Source organism: Serratia sp. PGPR-27 (genome assembly GCF_022678525.1).
GTDB lineage: Bacteria > Pseudomonadota > Gammaproteobacteria > Enterobacterales > Enterobacteriaceae > Serratia > Serratia nematodiphila.
Genome location: NZ_JALBYS010000027.1, coordinates 53,894 through 71,655, shown reverse-complemented (window position 1 = coordinate 71,655; position 17,762 = coordinate 53,894). Strand labels below are relative to the sequence as shown.

11 protein-coding genes are annotated in these 17,762 nt (G+C 61.6%); 1 reads left to right on the top strand and 10 read right to left on the bottom strand.

Annotated features, from left to right (window positions below):
• Nucleotides 1–145: 145 nt before the first annotated feature.
• On the bottom strand, nucleotides 146–1,399 hold the full coding sequence (gene amiC, locus MMS95_RS15855) for an N-acetylmuramoyl-L-alanine amidase AmiC (protein WP_004931882.1): 1,254 nt from the start codon (nucleotides 1,397–1,399) through the stop codon (nucleotides 146–148).
• Between the two features lie 239 nt (nucleotides 1,400–1,638).
• On the opposite strand from amiC, the gene argA reads away from it, so the two are divergent.
• The gene (gene argA / locus MMS95_RS15850) at nucleotides 1,639–2,964 is read left to right on the top strand and encodes an amino-acid N-acetyltransferase (protein WP_004931881.1); all 1,326 of its coding nucleotides are present in this window, start codon (nucleotides 1,639–1,641) and stop codon (nucleotides 2,962–2,964) included.
• A 38-nt stretch (nucleotides 2,965–3,002) separates the two neighbouring features.
• Here argA and recD read toward each other — a convergent pair whose 3' ends face one another.
• The 9 genes from recD to thyA all read right to left on the bottom strand — a co-directional run bounded on the left by recD (nucleotide 3,003) and on the right by thyA (nucleotide 17,755).
• The gene (gene recD / locus MMS95_RS15845; protein ID WP_242141929.1) at nucleotides 3,003–4,853 is read right to left on the bottom strand and encodes an exodeoxyribonuclease V subunit alpha; all 1,851 of its coding nucleotides are present in this window, start codon (nucleotides 4,851–4,853) and stop codon (nucleotides 3,003–3,005) included.
• Nucleotides 4,850–8,401, bottom strand: coding sequence for an exodeoxyribonuclease V subunit beta (recB, locus tag MMS95_RS15840; RefSeq protein WP_242141927.1), 3,552 nt, complete (start codon nucleotides 8,399–8,401; stop codon nucleotides 4,850–4,852). The genes recD and recB overlap by 4 nt, the downstream gene beginning before the upstream one ends.
• Nucleotides 8,398–11,286 (bottom strand): pitrilysin, encoded by a 2,889-nt coding sequence (ptrA, locus tag MMS95_RS15835; RefSeq protein WP_242141931.1) that lies wholly within the window; start codon nucleotides 11,284–11,286, stop codon nucleotides 8,398–8,400. Before ptrA ends, recB begins: the two co-directional genes overlap by 4 nt.
• A gap of 232 nt (nucleotides 11,287–11,518) precedes the next feature.
• A complete protein-coding gene (gene recC, locus MMS95_RS15830) occupies nucleotides 11,519–14,890 on the bottom strand; it encodes an exodeoxyribonuclease V subunit gamma (protein WP_121976352.1) in 3,372 nt (1,123 codons plus the stop codon).
• Between the two features lie 31 nt (nucleotides 14,891–14,921).
• Entirely contained in the window at nucleotides 14,922–15,278 is a 357-nt protein-coding gene (locus tag MMS95_RS15825) for a prepilin-type N-terminal cleavage/methylation domain-containing protein (RefSeq protein ID WP_033645649.1), read from the bottom strand.
• The gene (locus MMS95_RS15820) at nucleotides 15,268–15,714 is read right to left on the bottom strand and encodes a YgdB family protein (RefSeq protein ID WP_033632230.1); all 447 of its coding nucleotides are present in this window, start codon (nucleotides 15,712–15,714) and stop codon (nucleotides 15,268–15,270) included. The genes MMS95_RS15825 and MMS95_RS15820 overlap by 11 nt, the downstream gene beginning before the upstream one ends.
• On the bottom strand, nucleotides 15,711–16,289 hold the full coding sequence (locus MMS95_RS15815) for a prepilin peptidase-dependent protein (protein WP_242141926.1): 579 nt from the start codon (nucleotides 16,287–16,289) through the stop codon (nucleotides 15,711–15,713). The genes MMS95_RS15820 and MMS95_RS15815 overlap by 4 nt, the downstream gene beginning before the upstream one ends.
• Nucleotides 16,283–16,786 (bottom strand): prepilin peptidase-dependent protein, encoded by a 504-nt coding sequence (locus tag MMS95_RS15810; protein ID WP_048324802.1) that lies wholly within the window; start codon nucleotides 16,784–16,786, stop codon nucleotides 16,283–16,285. Before MMS95_RS15810 ends, MMS95_RS15815 begins: the two co-directional genes overlap by 7 nt.
• A gap of 174 nt (nucleotides 16,787–16,960) precedes the next feature.
• Nucleotides 16,961–17,755, bottom strand: coding sequence for a thymidylate synthase (gene thyA / locus MMS95_RS15805; RefSeq protein ID WP_060560135.1), 795 nt, complete (start codon nucleotides 17,753–17,755; stop codon nucleotides 16,961–16,963).
• Nucleotides 17,756–17,762 lie beyond the last annotated feature (7 nt).

Here is a 17,762-nt window from a genome sequence, read left to right as displayed (position 1 = left end):
GCTCGTCGGGCTCATAACCCGAAGGTCGTCGGTTCAAATCCGGCCCCCGCAACCAACTCTTGATGACAACAGATAAGCACCCTGACGGGTGTTTTTTTGTATCTGCAATCCGCGAAAATAGCCGGACTCGCGCCCGGCCCTGCCGTTATCGACTCGCCAGCGCGCCGCCGTTGGCGAAATAAGCCTTGATGCCCGCCAGAATCGACTCCGCCACCTGCTGCTGGAAGTGGCTGGTGCGCAGCTTGCGCTCCTCTTCGATGTTGCTGATAAACGCCGTTTCCACCAGGATCGACGGGATATCCGGCGCCTTCAACACCGCAAAACCGGCCTGATCGACGCGATTCTTGTGCAACCGGTTGATTTTGCCCATCCGATTCAACACTTCCTTGCCGAATTTCAGGCTGTCGTTGATGGTCGCGGTCTGGATCAGATCGAACATGGTGTGGTCGAGATAGCGGTCGCCGCTCTTGCTGACGCCGCCGATTTGGTCCGAGGCATTCTGCGTCTGCGCCAGGAACTTGGCCGCCGAGCTGGTGGCGCCTTTGGTGGACAATGCGAACACCGATGACCCGCGCGCAGCGCGGCTGGTGAAGGCGTCGGCGTGAATCGAAACGAACAGATCGGCGCGCTGCTTGCGCGCCTTGGCGACGCGCACCTTGAGCGGAATAAACACATCCTCATTACGCGTCATGAACACTTTCATGTTCGGCTCGCGCTTGATCATGGCGCTCAGCTTGCGGGCAATCTGCAGTACGATGTCTTTCTCGCGCGTCTTGTACTTGCCGATCGCGCCGGGATCTTCGCCGCCGTGGCCGGGATCCAGCATGATGACGATCGGCCGATCGCGCCCCGCTTTGCCGGCCTGCGGCGCTTCCGGCGGCAGCGTGCGCTCCAGATCGCCCTTGTTGTAATCTTCCAGTAACGCCAGTAGCGGATCATATTCCTCGCCGCCGCTGCCGCCCTTGGTCGGATAGAGATCCATCACCAGACGGTTGCGATACTCCGGCACCGGCGCCAGCGTGAAAATATGCGGGCTGACGCTTTGTTTGAGCTCCAGCACCAGCCGCACGGTATTCTGATCGAACTGGCCGACGCGCGCCTGCTTGAGATAAGGATCGTCGGCGCGCACCTGCCCGGCGATGCCCTTCAGCACGCTGTTGAGGTGAACGCCTTCGATATCCACCACCACGCGATCGGGATTGGTCAGGGCGAACTGCTTGTATTTCAGCTCGACGTTGGATTCCAGCGTGACGCGGGTATAGGTGGAGGATGGCCAGACGCGCACGGCGATCACGTGCGATGATGCGGCGAAGCCCGTACGACTCACACTCAGCAACCAGCTGGCGGCAACGCCCTGTAATAAACGACGGCGGCCCAGATTGTGATTAGCGTTTGGCATGCGGCTCCGGCAGTAATAGCTGTTTACAACAGATGAAAAAAACACCAATGAAATGGGGATGCCGAAAACTTTAACCAATCATTCCAGCCCTGTCATCAGAAAATCTTTTTATGGTTTTTCAATTTATTAACGATTTAGCGCCCTTAGCGCACGCTTCATGACGATTTCCCACTTGCCATCGGCGCAATAAAAGAATAAAAATACAAAAATATCGTATAAATATGCAAAGAGGTTTGGCCGTGAAGGAACGTAGTACAGAGCTGGTGCAAGGATTCCGTCACTCAGTCCCCTATATCAACGCCCACCGCGGCAAGACGTTCGTCATCATGCTCGGCGGGGAAGCCATCGAACACGAGAATTTCTCCAACATCGTCAACGATATCGGGTTGCTGCATAGCCTGGGTATTCGCCTGGTGGTGGTTTACGGCGCGCGGCCGCAGATCGACGCCAATCTGGCTCAGCATAACTATGAGCCGATCTACCACAAACACACCCGCGTGACCGACGCCCATACGCTGGAGCTGGTCAAGCAGGCCGCCGGCCTGCTGCAGCTCGACATCACCGCTCGGCTGTCGATGAGCCTCAACAACACGCCACTGCAGGGCGCGCATATCAACGTGGTCAGCGGCAACTTCATCATCGCGCAGCCGCTGGGCGTCGATGACGGCATCGACTACTGCCACAGCGGCCGCATTCGCCGCATCGATGAAGAAGCGATCCACCGTCAGCTCGACAGCAACGCCATCGTGTTGATTGGCCCGGTCGCGGTTTCGGTCACCGGCGAGAGCTTCAACCTGACCTCGGAAGAAGTGGCCACCCAGTTGGCGATTAAGCTGAAGGCGGAGAAAATGATCGGTTTCTGCTCCTCACAGGGCGTGACCGACGCGGAAGGCAACATCCTTTCCGAGCTGTTCCCCAACGACGCGCAAAAGCGCCTTGAAGAGCTGGAGGAAGGCGGTGACTACCATTCCGGCACCGTGCGCTTCCTGCGCGGCGCGGTGAAAGGCTGCCGCAGCGGCGTACGCCGCAGCCACCTGATCAGCTACCAGGAAGACGGCGCGCTGGTACAGGAGTTGTTCTCGCGCGACGGCATCGGCACCCAAATCGTGATGGAGAGCGCCGAACAGGTGCGCCGGGCGACGATCAACGACATCGGCGGCATCCTGGAGCTGATCCGGCCGCTCGAGCAGCAGGGTATTCTGGTGCGCCGTTCGCGTGAACAGCTGGAGATGGAGATCGACAAATTCACCATTATCGAACGCGACAACCTGACCATCGCCTGCGCGGCACTGTACCCGTTCCTGGAGGAAAAAATCGGTGAAATGGCCTGCGTGGCGGTGCATCCCGACTACCGCAGCTCTTCGCGCGGCGAAATGCTGCTGCAGCGGGTGGAAAACCAGGCGCGGCAGATGGGATTAAAGAAGCTGTTCGTACTGACCACCCGCAGCATCCACTGGTTCCAGGAGCGCGGATTCACCCCGGCAGAAGTCGACGTGCTGCCGATGCAGAAACAGGCGCTGTACAACTACCAACGCCGCTCCAAAATTCTGCTGGCGGATCTGTAATCCCTGTGGGCGCGGCCGCTACCGCGCCCCTTCAACGCTTATTCCGTTGCCTGCAGCCGTTCAGCCAATCCGCTGCGGCGCTGGGTCGGCATACGAATGGCCCGCAGCAGCACCGCCTCCGTGGCATACAGCGAGAGCTGCTTACGCGCGCGAGTGATCGCGGTATAGACCAATTCGCGCGTCAGCACCGGCAGGAAGTGATTCGGCAACACCAGCACCGTATGGTCAAACTCCGATCCCTGAGATTTGTGCACCGTCATGGCATAGGCGGTTTCATGCGCCGGCAAACGGCTCGGCTGCACCGACTTGATGCTTCCATCCGGCAGTTGGAAATGCACGCGCAGCTCGCCGCGCTCATCCGGCAGCGTAATGCCGATATCCCCATTGAATAACCCCAGCGCGCTGTCGTTGCGGCCGATCATCACCGGCCGCCCCCGATACCAGCGGCCGATCACGCCCGGTTTGCGGTCAATCAGGCCGGCGCGCTGTAGCCCGAGTTCAATACGTTCATTCAGGCCGGCAACGCCAAACGGCCCTTCACGCAGCGCGCACAGCACCTGGAAGCGACTAAAGGCGGCCAACACCGCCGCCGCATCCGCGCCCTCGGCGGCCAATCGCAAATAGTCGCGGTAGCCCGCCACGCACGCGTCCAGCAGCGCCTGATACTCTTCGCTCGTTGCCAGCGCATAGCCCGCGACATCGCCGAAACTGCCGCTCAAGGCTGCCAGCGCGCGCTCCCCAGCACCGGCGTTGACCGCCAACGCCAATTGACCGATGCCGGATCGAGCGTCAAAACGGTAGCTCTTGCGCAGCAAACACAGGCTGTCGCGCACCGCCGCTTCCGCGTCGGCCTGCCGCCCTGCGAGCGAACAGCCGGTCAGGCGGCTCAGCTCTGCGGCACGCGCATCGCTGTATCCCTGCTCGGCAAAACGGCAAATGTCCCCCAGCACCGCGCCGGCCTCCACCGAGGCCAGCTGATCGCGATCGCCAAGGAAAATCACCCGCGCCCGATCGGGCAGCGCGGCAATCAGGCGCGCCATCATCGGCAGATCGACCATCGAGGCCTCATCCACCACCAGCACATCCAAATGCAGCCGGTTGCCGCGGTGATAGCGCATGCGTTGACTGTTCGGCTGCGCCCCCAACAGACGGTGTAACGTCGCCGCCTCCGTCGGGAACAGCGCCTGCTGCGCCGGGGTCAACGCCAGCTGACGGCTGGCGCTGCCAAGCGACTCCGTCAGACGCGCCGCCGCCTTGCCAGTCGGCGCCGCCAGCTGAATGCGCAAGCGCGCGCTTTCATCCAACTGCACCAGCGCCGCCAACAGCTTGGCGACGGTGGTGGTTTTACCGGTGCCCGGCCCGCCGGAAATGACAGCAATGCGCCGCGTGGCGGCTACCGCGGCGGCGATCTTCTGCCAATCGGGTTCGTCGCTCGCCGAACCGAACAAGCGGTCGAGAATAGTGCGCAGTTCAGCCTCCGGCACCGCCAGCGACTCGCCTTCGCCGCCGATAAACGCCGCCACTTCACCTTCGTTTTGCCACATGCGCTGCAGATACAGGCGCGGCCCGCGCAGCACCAGCGGCGTAGCGCTACTGCCGTCCCCGACCGCCGCGCTGGCCGCCAGGCGCTGCTGCCAACGCTCGCTATCCGGTCGCCCGGCCGCCTCCCACAGCGCCAGCGCCAGCGCCGGTTGGCGCCCTTCAAACAGCGTATCCGCCTGCAGCTGCTCCAGCATCAGACAGACGTGACCGGCCCCCGCCTCTGCGCTCAGGCAGGCGGCGGCCAGCAAAATATCGGGCTCGTCTTCGTTCGCCACCACGCGGGCGAACTGCACGTCCAGCGGGCGCAACACGCCAAGCGCCACCGCCTGCTCCAGCAGTGCGATCATGATCCATCCTCCGTCGCAGCAGCCTCGCCGCTGAACAAGCGATCCATCCCCGCCACCAGCTCAAACTCGGGAAGACAGGTGAAAATGCCGTTGCCCGGGTGCGCCGCATCCACGCCGCGCAGGAACAGATAAATCACCCCGCCGAAATGGCGCCGGTAATCGTAATCCGGCAGCCGATGACGCAGATAACGGTGCAGCGCCAGCGTATACAGCTGATATTGCAGATCGTAACGATGCTCCGCCATCGCCTGCTCCATCGCCGGCCGGGTATAGGCGCTGCTGTCTTCCCCTAACCAGTTGGACTTGTAGTCCAGCAGGTAGTATTTGCCCTGCCAACAGAACACCAGGTCGATAAAGCCTTTCAGCATGCCCTGCACCTGATGGAAATCCAGCGCCGGGCAGCGGGCGGAAAGCGGATCGTAACGCTTCACCAGAGCATCGAGCTCCTTCGCCTGCAACAACCGGTTGATCGGCAAATAGAACTGCAGCTCGGCCTGCTTGTGCTGCGGCGTCAGCGCCGCCAGCGTCACGCCGCTGTCATCGAGCGGCGTATTGAGCAGCACCTGCATCCACGCCAGCAGTATCGGTTGCCAGTGTTCAGCGAACCCTTGCTGCTGCAGCTGTTCCAGCAACCACTGTTCGTCGAGCGGCTGGGTGAAGTCCAACGTTTCGAACAGGCTGTGCAGGAAGGTGCCGGGCGTCGCGCCGCGCGGGAAGGTATGCGGTGTGAGCGCTGGCTCACTCTCCTCACTCCGCTCCCCCGCAGCGTCGATATCCAGACGCGGCAGCAGATCCTGCATCAGGCTCGCGCCGTGCTGCTGCAAACCGGTATAGCTGGTCACCCGCCAAAAATCCTGGATCCGCCGGGTAAAGCTTTTCGCCGCCAGCGCTTCGGCCAACGCCGTCTGGAGCTGCCAAGGCGCCTCGTCCGGCGATTCAACCAGCGACAGCGCAATGCCGCCACCCGCCAATTGCTGCAGGCGCTCCTGCAGATACACGGCGTCGCCGGGCTGCCCGCCCTGCACCAGATAGCCCAATGCGCTGCGGTGCAGATCGGTATCGCCCTGCTTCTTGCGCGTGCCCTGGAACAGCGGCGCGATGCCGATGCTGCAGTGGTACACCGAGCGGGTCAGCGCCACGTACAGCAGACGCAGGTCTTCCGCTAACCGCTCCTCCTCCGCCCAGGCCTGGCTCTCTTCATTGGCGTCGAGGTCCAGCAACGCCTGGAAACTGTGGCGATCGTGATACAGCGCCTGCTGCTGCTGGCGGAAGTTGCCGACGAACGGCAGCCACACCAGATCGAACTCCAGCCCCTTGGACTTGTGGATCGTGATCACCTGCACCAGATGCCGGTCGCTCTCCAGCCGCAGCTGCTGATTGTCGGACTGGCGATTAGGCTGGGCGATCTGCTGCGCCAGCCAGCGCACCAGCGCATGCTCGCTGTCGAGCTGCGCCGCCGCTTCTTGCAACAGCTCCCCCAGATGCAGCACGTCGGTCAAGCGACGCTCGCCGCCGGCGCTGGCCAGCAGGTTCTCCGCCAGTTGGCGCGCTTTCATCACCTCGCTCAGCATCGGCAACACGCCGCGGCGCAGCCAGAGCGTGCGGTAATTGTCGAATTCATTAACCAGCGCGTCCCAGGCGCGCTCATCGCGGCTCAGGCCGTCCAGCGTCGGCGCGTCCAGCCCCATCAGCCCGGTGGCCATGGCGCTGCGCAGCGTACGCTCCTGCTCCGGTGCCAACACCGCCTGCAGCAACCACAGCAGGTCTTTGGCCTCCGGGGTGTCAAACACGCTGTCGCGGTTGGACAGGTAGACCGACGGGATAGACAGCGCGCTGAGCGCATCGCGCACCAACGCCGCCTCATTGCGGCTGCGCACCAGCACCGTGATATCGGAGGCTTGTACCGGCCGTGACGCCTTGCCGCTCTGCAGCCGCGCCAGCCCCTGCTGCCCGGCGCTGAGCCAGTCGCGAATTTGCGTGGCACACAGGCGCGCCATCAGCTGTTGATAATCACTTACACCCACGCCTTCTCCCTGCTGCAGCCAGAACTGCATCGCCCGCTGCGGCGTGCCGTGCAATTCAAACGCCAGCCCTTGGTTCTTTTCCGCCGCGTTAACCTCAATAAAGGGGATTTGGCCGAACAGGAAAGGTTTTTCTACCTGAGAAAACAGGTGATTGACGCTGGCGACCATCGACGGCGACGAGCGCCAGTTGGTCTCCAGCGTATAGTGGGCGCTCACCTCTGAACGCGCACGCATGTAGGTGAAGATGTCGGCGCCGCGAAAGGCGTAAATCGCCTGCTTGGGATCGCCGATCAGCAGCAGGCCGCAATCGGGCCGGCCGACGTAAAGTTTTTGGAAAATACGGTATTGCTGCGGATCGGTATCCTGGAATTCATCGATCATCGCCACCGGATAGCGCTGGCGGATCGCCTGCGCCAGCTGTTCGCCGCCGCCGCTTTGCAGGGCGCCGTCCAGCCGACTGAGCAGGTCGTCAAACCCCAGCTCGGCGCGCTGGCGCTTTTCCTGCTGAATGGAAGTGCGGATCTCGCTGAGTGCGCGCGCCATGATCAGGTCGCGCAACGTCAAGGGTTCATCGAACAGTTCGTCTATCGCCGTGAACAGCGCATGCCGCGGCGGCTCGCCCTTCTTGGTCTTCTCCAGCAGCACCGACTGGCGAAATTTATCCAGTTCCTTCGGCAGCTGGTAGTCCTGAGTCTCCTGCCCGCTCCATTCGCCGACCTTGTTCAGCCAGTTCGGCAGGTGTTTACTGCTGTAGCTGCGCTTATCGACGCCGGACTGGGCGATCAACGCCTCAAGATCGCCCGCCACCGCCCGCCATTGCGCCTTGATGGCGTCGATGCGCGCGACGATCTGCTCGTGGCGCATCAGGAGGGTTTCTTCGTCCTTCGGCGGCCGACGCAGCGCCGGCGCTTCACCGTGCAGATAGCCGGAGAGATCGGCCAGCAACGCTTCCGGGCCGCTCCACTCCTGGCTGACCGCACGCGCCACGCCCAGCGGCAACGGATAGCAGTGGCGACGCCAAAAGTCGGCACAGGCCTGCCGCCGCAGCGGCAGCTCGTCCTGCACCAGCGTTTGTTCAAACAACATGCCGGACTCGAAGGCGTTGTGCGTCAGCATCCGTTGGCAAAAGCCGTGAATGGTGTAGATCGCCGCTTCGTCCATTTGCCGCTCCGCCGCCAGCAGCTGTGAGGCGGCGTCGCTCAAATCGTCAATTTCTTCCATCAGCGCCGAAAACAACGGGTTGACGCTGACACCGCGCACGCAGGCGATGCGCAGCCCGTGGATATTGTCGCGGATGCGCCCGCGCAGCTCCTCGGTGGCGGCCTCGGTAAAGGTCACCACCAGGATTTCTTCGACCGTCAGCGGGCGGGGAAACGCCGCGTCACCGCCCAACCCCAGCAGCAAGCGCAGGTACAGCGCGCCGATGGTAAAAGTTTTGCCGGTGCCCGCCGACGCTTCTATCAGGCGTTCGCCGAACAGCGGCAACGACAGCGGCTCCAGCCTCTGCGGGGCAATTTCCGTCATGGTGTTGCCACTTTACGCGGCAAAATCTGCTGCAATGCCGACGCGTTCGGATAGGTAACCCAATCCTTAGGCGCCGCGTAATCCGCCTTGTTTTGCCCGCTGCCGCTAACCTGCGACAGCACCGCCAGCCCCTGTGGCTGGATCACCGCCTGGTGGAAATAATCCGCCAGTTTGGCCGGCGTCAGCTGTTGCACCTGCGCGATCAGCTTCTGGCGGGTATCAAAGGCGAAGTTGCCGCGATCGAAATCGTTGGCGAACCGGCTGGCCTCTTCGCTCAGAGTTTGCGGCCGCTGTTTCAGCTCATTGATGAGCGCCTGTTTGTACTGTTCAAAGTCCGCCTCGCTCATGTCGCGCAGGCGTTTCTCGGTTTTCGGGTAGAAATCCTGATAGCGCTGGTACAGGTAGGCCGGCTGTTTGCTGTTGCTCTGCAACAGGAAGCCCACGCCCCACTGGCGCCCCACCGACATCGGGAAAGCGAAGACCGCGTACCCCAATTGCTCCTGCGTGCGCAGCTGGCTGTAAAACCACGGCTGAATAATCTGCCCCAGCAGCGAACTGTAGGCCATGCCGGTCACTTCGTCGTAGCCGGTCGGCACATAAACCGCCGCCAGCGCCGAGTCAGTGCTGCTGCCCACCTGTTGCAGGTTGGCCAGATGATCCTTGTCCACCACCACGTCTTCGCCGTGCCACCATTCGCTCCCGGTACAGCCCAGACGATGTTTCAGCGTCGACGCCAACGTGTCGACCTGCTGCTTGCTCATGTTGCCCACTACCAGCAGCTCCGGCGTGGCCTCGGCCAGCAGGCTGTCGCGATAGGCCAGCACGTCTTTCAGCGTTAACGTCTTCAGCACTTCGCGGCGCTCGCTGCGTTCGGAATACGGCACGCGGGAAACCATCTGCACCGGCTGAATGGCCAGCTCAAACGCCTTGCCCTTCTCGGCGGCGTCCAGCTGCTCCAGATACCAGGACTTGGCCTGCGCCAGCTGATCTTCCGTCGGCGTGAAGCTGGAATAGCCCTCGATCAGCGCCGTCAGCAACTGCGGCAGACGCTGGGTGAAACCGTTGGCGTTAAACATCAGGCCGTTGTTCGGCGAGGTCGAGAAGCTCAGCCCACCGACCGATGCCTGATAGCTCAGCTGATCCAGCGCCAGGCCGGCCAGATAATCCGTCAGCGAGAACAGCACCTGATTGCGCGCGGAATCCATGGTTTTGGCGTTGCGGAAAGCGACGGTGACGTCGGCCTTCGGCTCGTCGGCGAAGTAACGACTCGGCATGTACAACACGCGCAGGCCGGGTTTATCCACCACCATTTCCGGTTTCTTGAACTCGTGCGATGGCTTGGTCAGGGTAAAGTCATCCGGGATGTACGGGTTGAGCGCCGGCAGCGACAGGGAAATGCCGCTCTCCAACTGCTGCCACTGCGTAAAGCGCTGCGGCGTGATTTTGTCGACCTGGTAAGGCGCGTTAACGAAATAGGCCGTCTTGTTGTGCGGTTCATCCGGGCTGACGAACCAGATGCGCGCGTTTTGCGGCGTCATGGCGTCCAGGCGTTCGGCGATCGCCTTTGGATCATAACGGTCGGCCAGATAAGGCGCGTCCAGCGCATGCTCAACCGGCACGCGCAGCATGGTGTCCACCAGCCATTCGATGTAGTCCATGTCGCGCGTGATCGAGGGATAACGGAAGTCCAGGTTCAGAACATGCGAGATTTCATCGAAGTAGCTCTGCTTGATGCCCTCGCTGCGCAGCATTTTCAGGTAGTTGAAAATGGCGGCGACGACCTCATCGCGCTGGGCCAGGCCTTTGTCAGTAAGTGAAACGCTGATGGCGAAGACGCCGCCGTTGCGATCCACCATCGGATCGGCGCCGGCATTGATGGCGTCCGCCAACCCTTGCTTCTGCAGCCAGTCAGACAGGGTGTTTTTGCTGCGGTTGCCGATCAGGTAGCTGATGTAGGTATCGGTTTTGCTGCGAAACGCGGCGCTGTTGTTATCGATGCGGAACTCGACCTTCAGCTGCTTGCGCGGCTGCGCCGGCACATAGTGAATGATGATGCCCTGCTGTTCCGGCGTGACGGCCGGCACGGTGATCGGCGGCACGCTGGCGTCATGATTCGGCACGCGGCCAAAGGTTTTCGCCGCAATGCCAGCCAACTGCGGCAGCGACTGATTACCGTACAAAACGCCCATCATCAGATTGGCGGAATAGTAACGCTTATAGAAGCCGGTCAGTTCATCATGCAACTTGCTGTCCGGCTTGTCTTTCAACGTATCGAGATTGCCGCCGGAGAAGCGCGCGCTCGGGTGCGCCGGGTTCAGGGTTTCCGCGCCGACCTGCGCCATGCGCATGCCGTCGCGCGAACGCGCCATCGTTAACTCGGCGTTCACCGCGTTGCGCTCGCGATCGGCATTGCCCGGATCCAGCAGCGGCTCGGCAATGGCGTCGGCCATGCGGTCAACCGCCGGCTCCAGCGCATCATTTTCCACTTCCAGATAGAAGGCGGTGCGATAAGAGGCAGTACTGGCGTTGTGGCTGCCGCCGTGCTTTTTCAGGAATTCGGACAGGTTTTCCGGCTCTGGATAGCGTTTGGAGCCCATCAGCACCATATGTTCCAGATAGTGTGCCAATCCCAGTTGGCTGTTCGGATCTTCGAGCGATCCAACCGGCAATGCCAGCGCCGCCAGCGATTTCGGCGCCTGGGCATCGGACACCAGCAACACCGTCATGCCGTTAGCCAACTTGATCGCTTCATACTGACGCGGATCGTGTTCGCTCTTGTTGATCTTCTCCGTCAGCGGTTGCCATCCTTGCGCGGCCCAACTCAACGGTGCCCAACACATAGCCAATAGTACCAGCCCGGTGATACGGGCCAACTGTCTGCGCATATCCAAAATAAACCCCTATTCTGACGTCGCTACGCCCACTCCCTGACGTTGGCGACGTGCATCAAAACCACATAACCAAATCTGTACTCGCCGGGCTCTTCGCCAATGTGGCGGCCCGAAACACGGCGTGTATATGCCTGTACGTTATGTAAGACCGGGAATCACCCCAATGGTTGAATATAACCTTCGTTATTTTTACCACCTCCCGACGTACAGCACCACCGGGGGATTGTTACCCCAGGTTATGTCGCGCCACCGGCAGCAGATAACGCTCTGTTTCGGCCAGTATTTGCGCTAAGTATTCATTATCCAATTGGCGGAATACTCGCTGCACGTAGGGATCTTCCCCTTCTCCGGGAATGCGCTGATCGCCCTGCCAGGCCTGCAGCAATTTGGCGCGTGCCTTAATTTGCGCTTCTTCCTCCCAGTCGATTTGCTGCGTTTCCGGCAGATAACACTGGCTCAACCATGCCCATCCGCTCTTGTTCAGCAACAACAGCGGCTGGCTCAGACCGCGCTGATAGCCCGTCAACAGCTCCGCCAGCTGCGCCTGTGCCTCTTCAGGCGCCAGCGCGGCAAAGCGCCAGGCGGAGTTCTTGCGGCCGTAGATGCGGCTCTCGCCGGTGCCGCCGGCGCGGCAGTACACCAGGTGCTCCAGCCACAGCAATATGCCATCCACCGCCGACAACGTGGCGGGCCGCCAGCGCAACAGGCCGTCATCCTGCACCTGATGCAGCCAGCCGCTGAGACGTACGCCGGCAATATCGATATCCAGCTCCAGGCTATGGCTCTCTGCGCGTTCCGCACGCACCTGCTCGGCCAGTTCGCTCATCTCTTCCTGCTGCTTTTGCCAATAGATCTCGCCGAAGGCGCCATAGGGCAAGCCGCCGGCGGCACGCACCCGCTGGAACAACCGTTCGGGATCGTCGCCGTCGATCAGGGTATTCAGCAGTTGGCTGTTAAACTGGTAGCGGCTGAGGTTATCCAGCGTGAAGGGCTCTTCGTCCGGCAGCTCGGTCTCTTCCAGGATAAAACTGACGCCCAGCCGCAATTGGAAAAACGCGCGAATCGGATGGCGGTAAAACCGCAGCAGCTCATCCAACGATATTTGCTGCAGCGCTTCGGCAGGCAGCGGCTGGTTGAACGCCGGATGCGCCGCACCGCGACCATCGGCGGCGGGCAGCCACTCGGCGGCATAGCTTTGCGCCTCCGAGCCCGGCAAGAAATTCTCGGCGGCGAACGGCATGCGCGCATGCCACTTCAGCAAGTGCTCACCAACCCGTCGGGCGCTGTCGTCTGCGCTGAGTTCCTCATCTCCCGGCAGGCAATAGCTTTGCTCCAGGTACTCAAGCAGCTCAGTGACCAGCACCGAAGGGTAGCGCGGGCTGTTGTCCTGAATGGAACGGCCGATGAAGCTGATATACAGCCGCTGCTGAGCGGACAAAATCGCTTCCAGGAACAGATAGCGGTCGTCATCGCGGCGGCTGCGGTCGCCGCGTTTGACCTGCTGCGCCATCAGATCAAAGCCCAGCGGCGGCAGCGTGCGCGGATACACGCCGTCGTTCATGCCCAGCAGGCACACCACCTTGAACGGAATGGAACGCATCGGCATCAGCGTGCAGAAGTTGATTTGCCCGGCGAGGAAGCGCTGGCTGATGCGCTCCTGATCGAGGCGCGCCGCCAGATCGTCACGCAGAATGGTCAACGGCACCTCATCGGGATAGCGCGCCGCCAAGCCAAAATTAATGGCCTGCTGCCACTGCTGTTCGATCAGCGCCAGCACCACTTCGGTGTCGCTGTCCGCTGCGAAGAAAGCATCCAGCAGTTGGCGGCACAGCGGCAGCCACGCCTCGAGCGGGCGCGCTTCGCTCAAGATTTGCCGCCAGTGGCTGAGCTGCGCCAGCAGGTCTGCCAGTTGCCCCGCCAGTTCGGCGACCAACCCGCTCGATTCGTCGTAAGGCAAAATGCCCTGCCAATCGCCGGCATTGCTGTCCATCGCATAGCCAAGCAGCATGCGCGTAATGCCGAAGCGCCAGGTGTGCTGGCCGGTGGCGGGCAGATCCAGTTCGCGCACGTTATCATCGTCCAGGCCCCAGCGCACGCCGGATTCACCGACCCAATGACGCAGCAGGCGCAGCCCCTCTTCGCCAATGGCGAAACGGGCGGCCAGGGCCGGCACCTCCAGCAACGCCAGTACCTGTTCCGAGGTAAAGCGGCTTTGCGGTAGATCGAGCAGTGAAATGAACGCCTGCAGCGCCGGATGCGCCTGGCGCGCTTTACGGTCGGAAATGGCAAACGGCAGGTAGCGCTCGGCGGGGGCATTGCCGAACACCGCCTGAATGTATGGCGTGTAGCTGTCGATATCCGCCACCATCACGATGATGTCGCGCGGCGTCAACGACGGATCCTGCGCCAGCATGCTCAGCAGCTGATCGTGCAAAACCTCCACTTCCCGCTGCGGGCTGTGACAAGCGTGCAGGCTGAGGGAGCGGTCGTTCTCATCAAGCGGACGTTTGCTGAAGCTGCTTTCCAGCGTTTCCGCGGTAATACCGATTACCGCATGGTCTTCCAGTTCCAGCATATCGCGCTGAACGGCGTGCAGCATGGTATCGGCTGGGATATCGACAAAGGCGTCGACCTCTTGCGCCCCTTCCATCTGCGACAGCAGGTAAAGGTGATCGCGCCCCAGCTTGCCCCAGGAGGCCAGCAGCGGGTTGCTGAGTTGCTGCTGCCCTTCTGCGTCAAACAGGCGCGCCGCGTCATCCGGTTCGCGAAACAGCCCTTGCTCGCGCGCCTGATGATAGTGACGGCGCTTGCGGCTCTGCAAGCGGGCCAGGAAAGCGTAATCCTGAATGTCGCCCCAGTAATAACGACAAGGGTTGGTGAACATCAGGTGGATATCGATATGCCGCCCCAGCGCCTGCAGCGCCTCCAGATAGACCGGCGGCAACGCCGAGATGCCGCAGATAAACACCCGCGGCGGCAAACCGGGCGGACACGTTGTTGCCTGTTCCAACGCGTGGATAAAGCGGCTATACAGATTGGCGCGGTGCCATTCCGGCTGCCCCAGTTCACGCGTGTATTCCACCAGTCGCGCCCAGAGCGGCGCCTGCCATTGCTGAGCCTCCGCCAGACCGTCGATGCGTTCGCCGCGCTGCCAGCTCTCCAGCCACTGCGGGCGATAAACCAAATATTGGTCGAACAGGTCGGCGACCCGGCCGGCCAACTGGTGGATTTTGCGCTTGTCGCCGTCATCGGTCAGATAGTGCTGCAGTGGCGCAAACGCCGGCTGAGTCAGCATCTCCGGCAACAACCACATCAGCTTCCAGGTCATGGCATCCTTGCTGAAGGCGCTCTCTTTCGGGATATCCGGCAACACCCGGGTGAACATGTCCCAAATGAAGGTCGCCGGCAGCGGAAACGCGACATTGGCGGCGATACCGAACTGTTCCGCCAGCTGCATCTGCAGCCATTGCGCCATACCGGGGCTTTGCACCAGCACCACCTCCTGTTGAAAAGGATCGGTCAACGGATCTCTGGCTATCAGCGCGCTGGTCAGCGTTTTCAACAAATCCAGCTGATTGGAATGATAAACCGTGAACATGAAGACTCCTTTAAAACAAAAGACATACGGCTCAAAAACGGGCGCAATACCAGCGGCTCAGCGTTGCCCACTGCCGCTGCGGCGTTTGGATCCTGACCGCCAATCGGCGGCAATCACTCCCCGCATCGTCAAGTGCCGTCTCGCGCCGCCACCCTTCCGGCAGCGGTTCAGCCTCGAGCCGGCCGGTGACGGCAAACGCCTCCAACTGCTGATGCGCCAGCCCCCAGGCTTGCCGGTAGTGCCACTGGCGCTGGAACGACTGCAACAGCACCTGATGATACTGTAACAAGCCAAGCAGCGACACCGAGAACAGCAAGGCCGCCACCAACACTTCCGGCAGGCTGAAGCCGTTGCGGGATATCCGCGCTGCCCGAGCGTTAGCCGTCACAGTCGGCCAACCTTTTTTCGGGGCAAAAATCCAGCCGACCGCCCGGCTGTGCTTGCAACTTGCCAGCAGCCTCGGCGCCGTCAAAGGTGCCCCATTGATACAGCCATACCGGTTCACCGCCGCGCATCTCACCAAGGCCGCGTATCGTCACCATGCCCGCTCTGGCAGACAGCCGAGCGCAAGCCGTCAGTTCCACACGCTGCCTGCATAACCAGGCCGCTGCACTCAGCTCGGCGCGCGGCCAACGCTGGCTCATGCCCCAACTCAGCGCCGAAGCGGCCTGATTGTAAGCCTGAAGGTAACGCTGCTGATCGGCGGCCAGTAACAGCGCGTTATCCAATTGCCGATGCTGAGCATTGAGCAACATCAGCCCCAGCGCCAACAGCAACATCACCGCCGCCAGGGTGCTGCCGCCTCGCTGGCTCCGCCGGTTCATGGCAGCGCCGCCATTTCGACGCTCCCGCTCAGACTACGCCTGATACGCGTATCGCTGGCGGAGCGCCCCGTCAGCGTCAGGCGAGCCAACGCCGCACCGTGATCGCCCCGCTCTATCGCCACATGAAACCGCTCAATGCGCACTTCGTCCTGATCGAGTAGCCGCTCCCAGCCGCCGCCATCGCATTGGCTCACGCCGCGCTGCCCTTCCAAGCCGCCATTGCGCAGCCGATAACCGAAATAACCTGCATCCTCGCCCGAGGTGAGCCATTGCCCGCTGCGGGTGATGTCGTAAGCGACGATAACGCAGCTGCCCGCCGCTTCTCCCGATGCCTGGCCGATCAGCAGTGGGCGGCCGGCGCACTGCCCGGCACAGAAACCGGCACGGCGTAGGTCTTTCTCGATGCCGAACGCCAGCTGTCGCAGCGTTGACTCCAGCCGAAAATGCTGGCCGACGGCCACGTTTTGCTGACGCAACAGCGGGTAGGTTTTCGCGGCGCCGAGCACGATCACGCTGCCGAACACCAGCGCCAACATCACCTCCGGCAAGGTAAAACCGCGTTCGACAGTCAGCATGGCGCGATCCCCCTTATCCGGAGCCCTTCGCTGCACAAACGCAGCCGCCCTCGGGCGGACAGCACCAGCCGCAGGCCGCCTGCGTCGTTGCTGAGAAGGATGTGCCCCGCCTGCGCAGTATTGCGCAAACCATAAAACCCAATCTCTTTGCCGGAGTAGCCGCTCAAAACGACGTCGCGGTAAGACGGTGAGAAAACGGGACCCTCGGCGGAAGCGCAATCCGGCGGCGGCACACCGCCGCCCAGGCACCAGGGCGTGCCATTTTTGAACCACAGCAGCGTCGTGCGGTTACGCCAGTTGGCGTCCGCCTGCAGTCGCAGCAAAAACGCCAGCAGCTGTTGGGCCGTGTGTTCCAACCGCAGCGCTTGCTGATGATAGCGCCATTGCCCGACGCCCCAGCCGGTGAGCATGCCGGCGATCAGGATCGCCGCCAATAGCTCAATTAGCGTCATGCCCCGTTGGCGATCATCGATGTTCGAGAGAGTATTGTCGTTCATGCCGCCAGTGTAAGGGCCGTAACAACGCGGTAAAGCCACATGCGCAAGCGCTGCGGCAAGCTGCGCAATGTTTTCTCTACGACGGCAGACCGCGACAAAAAAATGCGGCGCGGTACGCAATGCGGATAAAAAAAGGGGCGCAATCGCTGCGCCCCTGGTGTGATGCGGTTAAGGTCAGATCGCGACCGGCGCCTTGATGGCCGGATGCGGATCGTAACCTTCGATCTCGAAGTCTTCGAAACGGTAATCGAACAGTGAAGCCGGTTTGCGTTTGATCACCAGTTTCGGCAACGGACGGGGTTCACGCGTCAGTTGCAACTGAGTCTGTTCCATGTGGTTGCTGTACAGGTGGGTATCGCCGCCGGTCCAGACGAAATCGCCCACTTCCAGATCGCTCTGCTGCGCCATCATGTGCACCAACAGCGCGTAGCTGGCGATGTTGAACGGCAGGCCGAGGAAGACGTCGCAGGAACGCTGGTACAGCTGGCAAGAGAGCTTGCCATCCGCCACGTAGAACTGGAAGAACGCGTGGCACGGCGCCAACGCCATCTGATCCAACTCGCCGACGTTCCAGGCGGAAACAATGATGCGACGCGAATCCGGATCTTGCTTCAGCTGCTGGAGCACGTTGCTCAGCTGATCGATCTGACGGCCGTCCGCCGCGCCCCAGGCGCGCCACTGTTTGCCGTACACCGGGCCGAGATCGCCGTTTTCATCGGCCCACTCGTCCCAAATGGTGACCTTGTTGTCACGCAGGTAGGCGATGTTGGTATCGCCGTTCAGGAACCATAACAGCTCATGAATGATCGAACGCAGATGACATTTCTTGGTGGTCACCAACGGGAAACCTTCCTGCAAGTTGAAACGCATCTGGTGGCCGAAAATCGACAATGTGCCAGTGCCGGTACGGTCGGCTTTAGGGGTGCCCTCGGCGAGCACCTTGTTCATCAAATCCAGATACTGTTTCATTTGTCCC

Bases quoted from the DNA above. Each gene is read 5' to 3' on its own strand.
- amiC (WP_004931882.1), bottom strand. From the start codon at position 1,399: ATGCCAAACGCTAATCACAATCTGGGCCGCCGTCGTTTATTACAGGGC.
- recD (WP_242141929.1), bottom strand. From the start codon at position 4,853: ATGATCGCACTGCTGGAGCAGGCGGTGGCGCTTGGCGTGTTGCGCCCG.
- recB (WP_242141927.1), bottom strand. From the start codon at position 8,401: ATGACGGAAATTGCCCCGCAGAGGCTGGAGCCGCTGTCGTTGCCGCTG.
- ptrA (WP_242141931.1), bottom strand. From the start codon at position 11,286: ATGCGCAGACAGTTGGCCCGTATCACCGGGCTGGTACTATTGGCTATG.
- recC (WP_121976352.1), bottom strand. From the start codon at position 14,890: ATGTTCACGGTTTATCATTCCAATCAGCTGGATTTGTTGAAAACGCTG.
- MMS95_RS15820 (WP_033632230.1), bottom strand. From the start codon at position 15,714: ATGAACCGGCGGAGCCAGCGAGGCGGCAGCACCCTGGCGGCGGTGATG.
- MMS95_RS15815 (WP_242141926.1), bottom strand. From the start codon at position 16,289: ATGCTGACTGTCGAACGCGGTTTTACCTTGCCGGAGGTGATGTTGGCG.
- MMS95_RS15810 (WP_048324802.1), bottom strand. From the start codon at position 16,786: ATGAACGACAATACTCTCTCGAACATCGATGATCGCCAACGGGGCATG.
- thyA (WP_060560135.1), bottom strand. From the start codon at position 17,755: ATGAAACAGTATCTGGATTTGATGAACAAGGTGCTCGCCGAGGGCACC.